The organism is Acidobacteriota bacterium, assembly GCA_003225175.1.
Lineage (GTDB): Bacteria > Acidobacteriota > Terriglobia > Terriglobales > Acidobacteriaceae > Gp1-AA112.
Genome location: QIBA01000056.1, coordinates 57965 through 70864, shown reverse-complemented (window position 1 = coordinate 70864; position 12900 = coordinate 57965). Strand labels below are relative to the sequence as shown.

Here is a 12900-nt window from a genome sequence, read left to right as displayed (position 1 = left end):
AAGCAATGAACATGGCAGATTACGGAAGCCGGAGGCAGATGAGCGTTGGAGGTTTGTCACGTGTGCTGGTGACGGCTTTGATTCTCGTGCTCCTCTTCTTTATGGGAGCATGCGCGATTACGAAGGTAGACACCGGAAATGTCGGTGTGCTGACCAAGTTTGGCCGAGTCACAGGCGATGTTTTGCCGGAAGGCATTCACCTGGTCGATCCACTTAAATCTTCCAACCAACTGTCAGTCAGGACTCAGGAACAAAAGGAGACCGCATCGGTTCCGTCCAGCGAAGGATTGATAATGACATTAGAGGCCTCGCTGCTCTTTCATCTCGACAAAGACAAGGCGGCCGATGTTTACCAGCATCTAGGAGCTGACTATCAAATCAAGATTGTGGAGCCCACGATGCGCTCCGCGATTCGCGAGGCAACTTCATCCCACGGAGCAAACGCGCTCTACACTGGGGAAAGAGAACTAGTCGCAAAAGAAATCGAATCGAACCTGGCGTCGCAACTCTCCGCCAGAGGAATTGTTGTTGAGAAGATCCTGCTGCGAGACATCCAGCTTCCTGAATCGCTGAAGCGTTCTATCGAATTGAAGCAGGCATCCGAACAAGAGTCTCTCGCCATGCAATTCAAACTGCAAAAAGAGAAACAGGAAGCTGACCGCAAGCGCATCGAGGCACAGGGCATTAAAGACTTCCAGACAATCGTGGCGCAAGGAATCACGCCAGGACTGCTTGAGTGGAAGGGGATCGAAGCCACTGAGAAGTTCGCAGCCTCGCCGAATGCAAAAGTGGTGATCGTCGGCAATCAAAAGAACGGGTTGCCGTTGGTGCTAGGCGGAAGCTAGCGGTGATTCCGTTGGAAGTCTCAGATTTAGGTTCGTATGGGGGGGCACGGCTCCGCTTCGCCCAAGCCGTGCCGTACGAATCCATGCCAGGCGAAATAATGCTGGCTGTCAACGCGCTCCAAGTAAAAGGTCGATCGTAAGCTGATCGAGGCGCTCATACTGGAGTCCTTTTTTGGAAAGCGTTGCGCGATCGAAAGACTTGCTCAACAAAGACTTCGCATTCTGGCTCGAGTATTTTCCTACATGACCTGATGGAGTACCGTTTACCTCAGCCAGAATCTCGCGAATTTCCTTATCGGCATTCCAGCGACTGGCCTTCTCTCTAAGAATGAGGTAGGTGCGCATGCATCCGCGCGCGAAGTCCTTCACGCCCGAGATATCTTCAGTACGATACGCATGAGCGTCAAAGTGTCGAGGACCCTCGTAGCCTACGTCTTCGAGAAACTTCACGAGCCAGAACATAGCTTTGGGTGTCGCTGATCCAAAGCGCAGATCCTGATCATAGCGCCCGGGATATTGATCGTTCAGATCGATGTGAAAGAGCTTTCCCGCTTCCCACGCTTGGGCGACGGCGTGGACGAAATTAAGACCAGCCATGTGCTCGTGTGCCACTTCGGGATTTACCCCGACCATCTCAGGATGATCGAGCGAGGTAATTAGTCCCAGGTATGCCCCTGTAGTCGGCATATAGATGTCGCCTCGCGGCTCGTTCGGCTTGGCTTCGAGCGCAAACTTGTATGCATACTTCTTATCGATGTTGTACTCGCAAAGATAGTTGATGGACTCGCGCAGGTTCTTAACCGCGTGGTCAGGACGGCGGCATGCATCTGTTTCCGTGCCTTCACGTCCGCCCCAGAGCACAAAGATCTTCGCTCCGAGTTCCGCGCCGAGGTCCATGGCGCGCATAGTTTTTTGCACAGCATAAGCGCGGACCTCGGGATCATTAGCTGTGAACGCGCCGTCACGAAATACAGGGTCGTAAAAAAGGCTCACGGTGGCCATCGGCACGACGACGCCATGGCGCTCGCACGCTTTTTTAAACTCGCGCACAATGCGGTCGTGCTCCGACGGACTGGCATCGATTGGAACGAGGTCATTGTCGTGAAGATTCACGCCCCATGCTCCTACTTCAGCCAGCAGAGCAACAATGTCGTTCGGCGGGATCGTCGGGCGCACAGCCTCGCCAAAAGGATCGCGTCCGCGATTCCCAATCGTCCACAATCCGAAAGAGAATTTGTGCTCGGGCTTGGGTTGATAATCATTACTGGGCATGAAGTCTCCTTGCGAATCGCTAGGCTGTTTGACTCGAATATGAATCGCGGATGTGTCGCAGTGCTGGATAAATTCGGCGATACGTTGCGTATTGCCGCTGCATAATCTGGGCTGCCTCCCGATTTGGGCCAACTACGCTCTTAACCCGGACAGCACTGCGGCAGGCTTCATCCACTGTATTCCATACTTTGGCGCCGGCGCCCGCCAGAAGCGCGGCGCCGTATGCGGCTCCCTCTTCCGCCTCCACAATTTCCACATTGTGAGAATAGACGTCAGCCTGGATCTGCCGCCACAGGGGCGAACGTGCTCCTCCGCCTCCGAGACGAATGTTTGTAACTGGTACTTGCAGCTCTTCGAAGATCGAGAACGAGTCGCGCAGACTGAAAGCCACTCCCTCCATGATGGCTCGCACGACGTGAGCACGGCGATGATTCGCAGAGAGGCCCACCAGCGCCGCGCGAGCCTCGGGATCAAGATGAGGTGTGCGCTCGCCCATCAAGTAAGGAGCCCAGAGAACGCCGTCTGATCCTGGACCTACAGAGGAGGCTTCCTCAGCGAGGACATCGTATGGATCGCGATTGCCAGATGACGTCGGCACGAAGTGATCCCGGAACCAGCGCAGAGACAGGCCAGCGGCCTGAGTTACGCCCATCACGTGCCAGCGACCTGGAACAGCATGGCAGAAGGTGTGCAGACGGCCATGTGGATCCATTTTGGGACTCGATGTAGATGCGAATACAACTCCTGACGTCCCGATGGTTGCGTGTACCGCCCCGGGGGCGACAACGCCCAGTCCCACTGCTCCCGCCGCCTGGTCCCCAGCGCCAGCCACAACCGGAGTGCCAGCGGCAAGACCAGTCGCCTCAGCTCCATGCTTCGAAACCGTGCCACAAACCTCCGGCGATTCGACGAGCTTTGGCAGCGCTGCCATGTTGATCCCGGTTGCGCTCGCTACCTCGGCAGACCAACGGCGATTGGCTACGTCCAGCAATAGCGTGCCTGAAGCGTCGGCCATATCCATGGCGTACTCGCCTGTGAGCCGAAGGCGGACGTAGTCTTTGGGAAGCTGCAACATCCGGAACCTCTCGAAGATGTGGGGCTCACGTTTGCGCACCCAAAGAAGCTTAGTCAGAGTGAAGTTGGTCAGCGCCGGATTGCAAGTCAACTGAATGAGCCGTTCAGCGCCGATGCGCTGCGTAATTTCGGCGGCTTCTTCCGTACTTCGTTGATCACACCAGATCAATGAAGGACGCAAAGGATGGCCGTCGGCATCAAGCAGCACAGCTCCGTGCATCTGGCCGGAGAAACCAACCGCCGAGATCTTTGAAGCTGTGATTCTAGATTGAGAAATGACTTGTCGGACCGCCTGACAGCAGGCGCGCCACCAATCTTCTGGCTCCTGCTCAGCCCATCCTGTTTGAGGTGATGCAAAAGGACGATGGTCCGCCGTGGCTGAAGCCATGACTCGCCCAGTTTCCTCGATCAGTAGAGCGCGAGTCCCGCCAGTTCCCACGTCGATGCCAAGAAGGTTCAAAGACACTGTGTCCTCGCGCGCGCCTTCTTCGTCCGAGCATGGCCCAGGGTTACCGCAATGACAAGAATGGCGCTCTTTCCGGTCTCCTGAATGCAATTCTTCATGTTCCTGGCGAACTTCCAATTCCCGAGCCTCGCCATAAAGCAGCGCGCCAATACTCGCCGCGAAAAACGGTCTCGAAGAGTGAGGCCCGGCAATTATTACCAGAACGCCTAACAAAAGAGAAGTGCAATTCGTGTACGTTAACGGTATAACTATCCCGCTTCGGAGTTGTAGAGAGTGTCGTCGGGAGAGAGACCGGAATGAATCGTCGGAGAGACTTTTGGATAGTAATTGTCTGCGTGCTTTTCTTGTCTGCTCTCGGTGCCCAGCAAACAATGCCGTCCTACAAAAATTCGGCCTTGCCGATCGAGACGCGCGTCACTGACCTGCTAAGCCGCATGACTCTGGAAGAGAAAGTTGCGCAACTCGAATCGACCTGGCAAAACCATTCGCAGGATCTTCTTCCTGAAGAATTCTTCGTTGATGAGAAAGGCGAGTTTAACGAGGCCAAAGCCCGGCAGCTGCTAAGAAATGGTTTAGGACAAGTTACTCGACCGAGCGAGAATCGCGGGCCGCGTGAAATGGCGGACTTCACGAATCGGCTGCAGCGGATCGCCGTTGAGAGCACGCGATTAGGAATTCCGCTGATGTTTCATGAAGAGTGCCTGCACGGCCTTGTGGCGGCCGACGCGACTTCGTATCCCCAGGCGATTGGGCTCGCTGCCAGCTGGGATGACGCACTCGTGCGCCGCATCTTTGATGCCACTGCTCGGGAGGCGCGGTCTCGAGGTGCCCATGAGTGCCTGATGCCCGTTGTGGATCTGGCGCGGGATCCACGTTGGGGACGCACTGAGGAGACCTACGGCGAAGACCCATATCTTGCCGGCCGAATGGGAGTCGCTGCGGTCAAGGGTTTGCAGGGCGACGGTCCGACGGTAGATGCCAATCATGTCTTTGCCACACTGAAGCATTTCGCGGTGCACAGTCAGCCTGAGGCCGGAGCGAATGTGGCTCCCGCGAATTATTCCGAGCGCACGGTGCGCGAATATTTTCTCCCTCCATTTGAAGCCGGAATTGCCAAGGGCAATGCACGCGCGATCATGCCGTCTTACAACGAGCTTGACGGCATTCCCAATCACAGCAACACCTGGCTGCTGCGCAACGTCTTGCGGGGCGAGTTTGGTTTTAAGAATCTGGTGGTCTCTGATTATTTCGCCATTGAGCAGTTGATAACCGTCCATCATGTCGCCGCAAACTGCGAGCAGGCTGCGAAACTGGCGATCACTGCAGGAGTCGACATTGAACTCCCGTTTTTGCGTTGCTACAAGACATTGCCATCCCTCGTGCGCAGCGGCCAGATTCCTGAGTCACTCATCAACGAATCGGTGGCACGAGTCCTGCGAGCAAAATTCGAATTGGGCTTGTTCGAAAAACCGTACGCAGACTCGCAGATGGCGGTGCTGTCCGCTTCGCCTGCACAGGCTCGGGAACTCGCTCTGCAGGCGGCGCGCGAGGCCATCACTCTGCTCAAGAACGATAACCAGCTTCTTCCGCTTGATCTGGCAAAGTTCAAACGCATCGCTGTGATCGGCCCAAACGCGGGTGAGCCTCACCTTGGTGGTTACAGCGGAACGCCGCGTCACGATGTCAGCATCCTCGAAGGAATCAAGAACAGAGTAGGCGGCAGAGCCGAGGTACTGTATGCGGAAGGGTGCCGAATCACGGAGAGCAAACCGGTTTGGGAAGAAGACAAAGTAGTGCCGGCCGTTCCTAAGCTGGATGAAAAACGTATCAGCGACGCCGTCGAAGTGCTGTCAGAAGCCGATATCGGAATTGTGGTTGTCGGAGAGAACGAACAAACCTCGCGGGAGGGATGGTCGAATAACCATCTGGGCGATCGCGACAACCTGGATCTCTTCGGACGACAAGACGAGCTGGTCTCCCGCCTCCTCGCTCTAGGCGTATTGCCATGGCCGAGATTCTATTCGGCGATTACAATCCTGCCGGCAGGCTCCCCATTACGGTCCCGCGCTCCGTTGGTCAACTGCCTGACTACTATTATCAGAAGCCATCGGCGCGCCGTCCTTATTTATTTACGGACAACTCTCCACTCTTTCCGTTCGGCTATGGACTCAGCTACACAAAGTTCAATTACAGCAATGTGCGAGTCGAGCCCAGCTCGATTTCTGTAAACGGAACGGCGAAGGTATCGGTTGACGTGACAAATGCAGGCAGCCGTGCCGGCGATGAGGTCGTGCAGTTGTATATCCGCGATGAAGTTAGCTCGGTTACACGTCCGATCAAAGAGCTAAAAGGATTCGAGCGCGTCTCAATCAAGGCAGGCGAGACTCGCACGGTGACGTTCCAGATTGGGCCGGAAGAGCTGCCTTTCTACAATCGTGAGATGAAGCGCATAGTTGAGCCAGGGACCTTCAAGATCATGGTTGGTCCCAACTCCGCTGACCTGACCTCGGTCCCCCTGGAAGTGAAGTAGCAGATGAGGAAGGCGAGAAAGCAGAGCGGCATTCCGCTGATTGCCAAATTGGCGGAGGTCTCGATTGGCACCGTGGACCGTGCGCTGCACGGCCGCCCCGGCATAAGTCCGCAAACCCTTAAACGGATTCTGAAAATTGCCCGGCAAATCGGGTACAAGGCCAACCCTGCTGCACGGGCACTTTCCACCGGCAGACACGTTCGCATCGGCATATGTGTTCCCAGAGAGATCGCGTATTTCTACGACGAACTATGGGATGGAATTCGCGACGAGGCCGATCGTTATGCTGGCCGTGGGGTCGAGTTCCTTCCGCTTGCGGTTCCGGAATTAGGACGTGGCGAACAGTCTGCATTCAACAAGCTGCTCAGGTCGGCAGTAAACGGCATCGTCGTTACACCGGGAAATCCTGAGGCGATGACGTCCCTAATCGATATCGCAGAGCAGCGCGGGACGCGCGTCGTTTGTGTCTCCACCGATGCTCCCGTGAGTCGCCGCTCGTCAGTGGTTTGCATTGAGCCACGGCTGAACGGCTTGATCGCCGGCGAGCTTATGGCAAATTTCGTCGGAGCGGGGGCCAAGGTGGCGATCGTGACAGGAATGCTGAAGACGGTGGATCACAGTCAGAAGACTGAAGGGTTCATCGCAAGCTTTCGCGAGCGTTCTTCCGGCGGCGAGATCGTCGCAGTGATTGAGGCGCACGAACATCCGGACGAGAGTTTTCGCAAGACTATGCACCTGGTCGAAAGCGAACGTGATCTCGCCGGGATTTATGTGAACACCGTAAATTGTTTGCCGGTTTGTCGCGCACTCAGCGCCGCGAAGTGTGGGGACCGGGTACGGCTCATTGCTACCGATCTCTTCCGCAAGATGATTCCTTACTTCGAGCGAGGCGCAATCGCAGCATCCATTCATCAGCAGCCATACGTCCAAGGACAACTTGCTATTCGCAGCCTGGTGGAACATCTTCTGCACGGTGCAGAGCTAGCGCGTTCGCAATATTTGAATCCTTCCATTATCCTGCGTTCCAACCTTCATCTCTTCCGAGAGGCGAACGGCGTCCGGTCAGGTTGACTTCCAGCTCTCCTGAATGGTATTTACATTGACCCGAATTAGTTCGGGGGCAAAAACAATTATCTAAAGCGATTTAGATAAGTCTTTCGACGACCCATCAAGCTTGCCGTTCCCTTTTGTCCAAACAGCCATAGCCGAGCCACGCTGCGCTTGCGGTGAATTCCGCCGTGCTGTGACCGCCGAACCATAAGCTGATGAACGCCGTTCTTTCATACAGCATTAGCGACAATTGCGATACACAACTAGCGCCTGTCGTGAGCGTCAGCAGCAATCAGTTCAGTAACGGAACTGGCGATGGCAACACCGCGACAGATTGCGTAATTCAGGATGCACATAATGTCTTGCTACGCTCCGAGAGAACCGGCAACTCGAGCAATGATCGTGCATATATTCTCACTGTGACCGTGACAGATTCGGCGGGCTCGAAGACTAGCTCGTCGGTAAATGTCACGGTTCCGCATGATGCGGGGCAGTGAACGGCGGGAAGGAGCGAACACTAATGTCACGAAGGATAAAGGAAGAATAAAGGCGGAGGGCACGAAGGCAACTGTGTAGCCTCTTGCTTCAGTTTTGGTTTACTTTGTGACAGCGAAGGATTTGAGTGAAGCACCTGCTATTTGTAACATTTGTCATTCTCGCTCTGCCGGCTCTGTTGCCTGCCGAGAGTGGCGAAGATGCGTGGCTTCGATACTCGCGCCTGGAACAACGAGTTGCGCAGCAGTACCAGACAATCCCAAGTGCCGTAGTAGCTCTAGGGAATTCTCCAGCGCTTCTGAATGCGCAGCAAGAAGTGATTCGAGGGGCCAGCGGAATGCTCGATCGACCCTTTCGCGCTGCAGCAGAGCTCTCATCCGAACCTGCGATCATTTTGGGAACGACGGCCGCGCTTCACTCGGCAGCATCCGATGTCCAGCCCCCGCAGATCCAAGGCGATGGTTTCTGGCTGACAAAGCGGCAAGTACGCGGCGTGGATTCCATCCTGGTTGTAGGTTTAACGGAGCGAGGCGTTTTGTATGGAGCCTTCGCGCTTCTTCGTCGGATCGCGCTCGGCGAAAGCATCGAATATCTGGATGAGGTTCAGCAGCCGTATGCGCCGCTGCGCTGGATCGATCAATGGGACAATCTCGATGGACGCATCGAGCGCGGCTACGCCGGTCCATCAGTCTTCTTTGAGAACGGAAGCGTGCGCGGCGATCTCACCCGGGCCGCGGAATATGCGCGTTTGCTGGCTTCGGTCGGCATCAATGGATGCACCGTCAACAACGTCAACGCCGATCCGCGAGTGCTCACTCCCGAATTCCTTCCTCAGCTCGCGCGCATTGCGGACGTCTTTCGTCCGTGGGGTGTGACGCTCTCACTGTCGGTGGACTTCAGCAGTCCGAAGGTGATCGGAGGTCTGGATACTTTTGATCCGGTCGATTCTCGAGTACAGGCTTGGTGGAGCGGCAAAGTTGATGAGATCTATCGTCTGATTCCAGACTTTGGCGGATTCGTCGTGAAGGCCGATTCCGAGGGACGCCTCGGACCCGCGACTTACGGTCGCACACCGGCCGATGCGGCGAACGTGATTGCGCGAGCTCTCAAGCCTCACCACGGGATCGTCTTCTACCGTGCATTCGTCTATAACCACCATCTCGATTGGACGAATCTGAAGAACGATCGCGCGAAGGCGGCCTACGACAACTTCCATCCGCTCGACGGCAAGTTTGACGACAACGTAATTATTCAGATCAAACACGGTCCCATCGATTTTCAGGTGAGAGAGCCTGTCTCTCCGCTGTTCAGCGGACTCGAAAAGACGAACGAGGCCATCGAGCTTCAGATCACGCAGGAGTATCTAGGGCAGCAGCGGCATCTCTGTTTCCTGCCGCCGATGTGGAAGCAGGTCCTCGACTTCGATCTGCATGCGAATCATAAGAGTTCGTTCACGAAGGAAATTGTCGCCGGAAAAACCTACCGCCATCCAATGGGTGGCTTCGTCGGCGTTGCCAATGTGGGAATGGAACCGAACTGGCTCGGTCATCCTCTGGCCATGGCAAACCTCTACGGCTTCGCCCGGCTCGCCTGGAATCCTGATCTGGGCGTTCGGCGAATCGTGGAGGAGTGGACACGGCTCACATTCGGCAGCGATCCGCTCGTAGTGAACACGATCGTGAATATGCAGCTTGCATCGTGGAATGTCTATGAGAGCTACACGGGGCCACTCGGCATCGGAACGCTGACGAACATCGTGGGAACTCACTACGGGCCCGGCGTCGAGTCTTCCGAGCGAAACGGTTGGGGACAGTGGCATCGCGCAGATCACGATGGAGTAGGCATGGACAGGACTGTAGCGACAGGTACAGGCTACACGGCGCAGTACAGCCCTGAAGTGGGAAAGATATATGAATCACTGAAGAGCACGCCCGATGAGCTGCTGCTGTTCTTTCATCACGTGGCCTACACGCATCGATTGTCCTCTGGCAAGACGGTCATCCAGCACATCTACGACTCTCATTACGACGGGGCAGAGCGGGCGCATCAGTTCGTGCGCGACTGGGAGCGGCTCAAGGGGCGGGTTGACGGCGAACGCTACCAGGCTGTTCTGGATCGCCTTGAATACCAAAGCGGGCATGCCATTGTTTGGCGAGATGCGGTTACGAATTGGTTCCTGCGCCTCTCAGGCATTCCCGATGTCGCCGGAAGAGTCGGGCACTATCGCGAGCGTGTCGAAGCCGACGCGATGCAATTGAATGCATACACTCCGCTCGATATCTCTCCGCCCGAGACGGCGTCGAAAGGAAAAGCCGTCGAGTGCACAAGTAATACGAAATCATGTGCCGCGGAATTCACGTTCAATGGTAGTGCTGGATCGTATGACATAGATGTGCAGTACTTCGATATGCCCAGCGGTGAGGCGAAGTACAGACTACTCGCTGACGGCAACGTGCTTAGCGAGTGGACTGCGAATGATCGCTTCCCAGCCCGACAGCTCGATGGGGATGCATCAACTCGCCGGCAACTCCGCCTCGTTCTGCACACAGGCGAAAAAATTCGCATCGAGGGCTTACCTGACGGTGGCGATCCGGCGGCGCTCGATTATGTCGAGATTCACCCGTCCGCTGCAAAACTAGCGAGCCTGCCCGAGCCGGTGCACCTCACCTCAGATCAAGATCATCAGCGATTGCTGGATTTGTTGCACATAACTTCGCTGCGTCCTGGGCCCAGCGGGAATCCTGCAGCGCCAAATGCAGCGAATACCGACGAGTCGAAGGTTCCGCCATATCGGCTGCCCAATCCGCTCACGCTCAAAAATGGGAAGAAGGTTACAACAGCAGATGCGTGGTGGAAGAGGCGGCGCCCGGAAATCGTCGAAGGCTTTGACCGCGAGATCTACGGACGCCTTCCGCACAGTATTCCTAAACTGAACTGGGAGCTCGCCAACATCTCCCAGGAGATGAATGGCGACGTGCCGGTAATCACAAAGAAACTCAATGGGCACGTGGACAACTCGGCTTATCCGTTCATCGGAGTCGATATTCAGCTAACGCTGAGCACTCCGGCGAATGCGACAGGCCCCGTGCCGGTGATCATGGAGTTTGGATTCACTCCGGAATTCCTCGCTGCGATGGCGCGACGTTTTCCCGCGGCCAATCCTGCTAATGGCTCTACATGGCGGCAGCAGGTTTTGGCAAAAGGATGGGGATACGCCGTCGTGATTCCTACGACGATTCAGGCTGATAGCGGTGAAGGCCTCACCCAGGGCATCATCGGTCTGGTGAATAAGGGGCAGCCACGCGGCCTCGACGATTGGGGCGCACTGCGCGCCTGGGCCTGGGGCGCCAGCCGCGCGCTCGACTACTTCCAGACCGACAATTCTGTCGACGCCAGGCGAGTAGGCATTGAAGGCCTATCCCGGTATGGGAAGGCTGCGCTCGTGACTATGGCATATGACCGTCGTTTCGCGATCGGGTTCATTGGCTCTTCGGGCGAGGGTGGCGCGAAGATCATGCGCAGAAGGTTCGGCGAGCAGGTCGAGAACATAGCTTCTGCGAGCGAGTATCACTGGATGGCGGGCAACTTCCTGAAGTATGCCGGACCTCTCACGCCCAACGATCTTCCGGTCGATGCCCACGAACTGATCGCGCTCTGCGCTCCGCGCCCAGTATTTATCAGCACCGGTGCGCCGACAGTTGAAGGCGGCTGGGTAGATGCGAAGGGGATGTTCCTCGGCGCAGTGGACGCCGGCCCGGTTTACCGGTTGCTAGGCAAAAAGGATCTCGGAGCAACAGAATTCCCTCCGCTCGAGACGGCTGTCATCGATGGTGACATCGCGTTTCGTTCCCATAGCGGCGGACACACCACCGGCCCTAACTGGCCAACATTCCTCAGCTTCGCCGAGCGTTATTTCAAACTGAACAACGAGGCTGGAATCGCCTCTGCCATCGCGCGATAGCCCGCAGGCGAGGGATGAAGGTGATCGCCGGAGTCGAATGCCGGCAGCAAGCGCTCCGGGTGCGCTGGATCGCGCGTTACCTTGTCCAGATCAACCACCGCGTCAAAGTGCCCCCGAGTGCGGATCCAGCGATTCACCGCTTGGCGGTCTTGCTCGGTCCTCGGGCCAGGATGGTAATAACCACCTCCAACGAACGGCAGAAGCGTTGCTCCGATGACCTTAATGCCATGCGTATGCGCGCGCGCAATCAACTGCTCGTATGCGGCAATCATGCGGCGGACGAGTATCTCGTGTTCCGTATCGGGAGCGTCAGCGTCGCGCGTAAGCACACCGATGTCGTTGATTCCTTCGAGAATGATCAGGTAGCGCACGCCGGCCTGCGCGAGAACGTCATGGTCGAACCGCGCCAGCGCATTCGGTCCTAAGCCATCGTTCAGCAGGCGGTTTCCTCCAATGCCATGGTTCAGCACCGCCAGCTTCTTCTTGTTAGACGCTTCAACGAGCTTGGCCAGCACATCGGGCCAGCGATCGTTGCCGTTCGTGGTCGCGCCGTGCCCATCGGTGATGGAATCGCCTAGAGTCACGATCGACCCGACTTGGGGTGGAGCGGCAACATCGATTCCCGCAATGAAATACCAGTGCTCAATCTTCTTCGCATCCGGAATCTCAGATGCGGAAACTTGATCTCCGTGCCCCAGATAAGACGTCGTACGTGAACCGGGATGCCCAGTCTGCTCCGCAGGGAGCGCGTCGGAGTGCAATGTAATTGCCCAATCGGATAGATCGGGGGCAGAAATGGCGATGGGATCAGAGAGATAATCGGCGCCGGCAGGAATCGTTATGTCGGCTCTTCCTGAAAAGCTGAGTGCCTTATCGCTTCCCGCAACAATCTTGTCGGATCCGGCCGATACGGCCTTCGCGATGTGAATACCACTGAAGTACAGAGGCGCAGTCCCAAAACGGTTTGATAGACGCACCCGCAGTTCGCGGCCGCCAACGGACAAGTGAACGATCTGGCGAAGCGTGACGTCGGTGAGATCGTCGGCAGCGAGGGAGTTCTTAGGCTCAGCTAGCTGCTGCGATGCAGCCCAGGAACCGACCCAATGCGTTTGAGCGAGAGCTTGGGAAAATCCGAAACTCAGGTAGAGGAGTATGACGGCGATGCGCGAGGCCATAAGCTTGATAGATTACACTCCGGTCCTGTTTT

Annotated in this window: 7 protein-coding genes and 1 pseudogene; 5 read left to right on the top strand and 3 right to left on the bottom strand. The window is 56.4% G+C overall.

Annotated features, from left to right (window positions below):
- Positions 1-5 precede the first annotated feature (5 nt).
- Positions 6-845: a membrane protease subunit, stomatin/prohibitin gene (locus tag DMG62_16200; protein ID PYY21935.1), complete on the top strand. Its 840-nt coding sequence runs from the start codon at positions 6-8 to the stop codon at positions 843-845.
- A gap of 108 nt (positions 846-953) precedes the next feature.
- Here DMG62_16200 and DMG62_16195 read toward each other — a convergent pair whose 3' ends face one another.
- Positions 954-2117 (bottom strand): xylose isomerase, encoded by a 1164-nt coding sequence (locus DMG62_16195; GenBank protein PYY21934.1) that lies wholly within the window; start codon positions 2115-2117, stop codon positions 954-956.
- 19 nt (positions 2118-2136) lie between these two features.
- Positions 2137-3651 carry a xylulokinase gene (gene xylB / locus DMG62_16190; protein PYY21933.1) on the bottom strand — a complete coding sequence of 505 codons (1515 nt, stop codon included), beginning with the start codon at positions 3649-3651 and terminating at the stop codon, positions 2137-2139.
- A gap of 302 nt (positions 3652-3953) precedes the next feature.
- On the opposite strand from xylB, the pseudogene DMG62_16185 reads away from it, so the two are divergent.
- From DMG62_16185 to DMG62_16170, 4 genes and pseudogenes are all read left to right on the top strand, one after another.
- A pseudogene (locus DMG62_16185) lies at positions 3954-6187 on the top strand (beta-glucosidase).
- A 3-nt stretch (positions 6188-6190) separates the two neighbouring features.
- Positions 6191-7258 carry a sugar ABC transporter substrate-binding protein gene (locus DMG62_16180; protein ID PYY21932.1) on the top strand — a complete coding sequence of 356 codons (1068 nt, stop codon included), beginning with the start codon at positions 6191-6193 and terminating at the stop codon, positions 7256-7258.
- A 194-nt stretch (positions 7259-7452) separates the two neighbouring features.
- On the top strand, positions 7453-7734 hold the full coding sequence (locus DMG62_16175) for a hypothetical protein (GenBank protein ID PYY21931.1): 282 nt from the start codon (positions 7453-7455) through the stop codon (positions 7732-7734).
- A gap of 164 nt (positions 7735-7898) precedes the next feature.
- Complete coding sequence (locus DMG62_16170; GenBank protein ID PYY21951.1) at positions 7899-11693, top strand: hypothetical protein; 3795 nt, start codon at positions 7899-7901, stop codon at positions 11691-11693.
- Here the strand turns inward: DMG62_16170 and DMG62_16165 are convergent.
- Positions 11642-12868: a GDSL family lipase gene (locus DMG62_16165; GenBank protein ID PYY21930.1), complete on the bottom strand. Its 1227-nt coding sequence runs from the start codon at positions 12866-12868 to the stop codon at positions 11642-11644. The genes DMG62_16170 and DMG62_16165 overlap by 52 nt on opposite strands.
- Between the last annotated feature and the right edge of the window lie 32 nt (positions 12869-12900).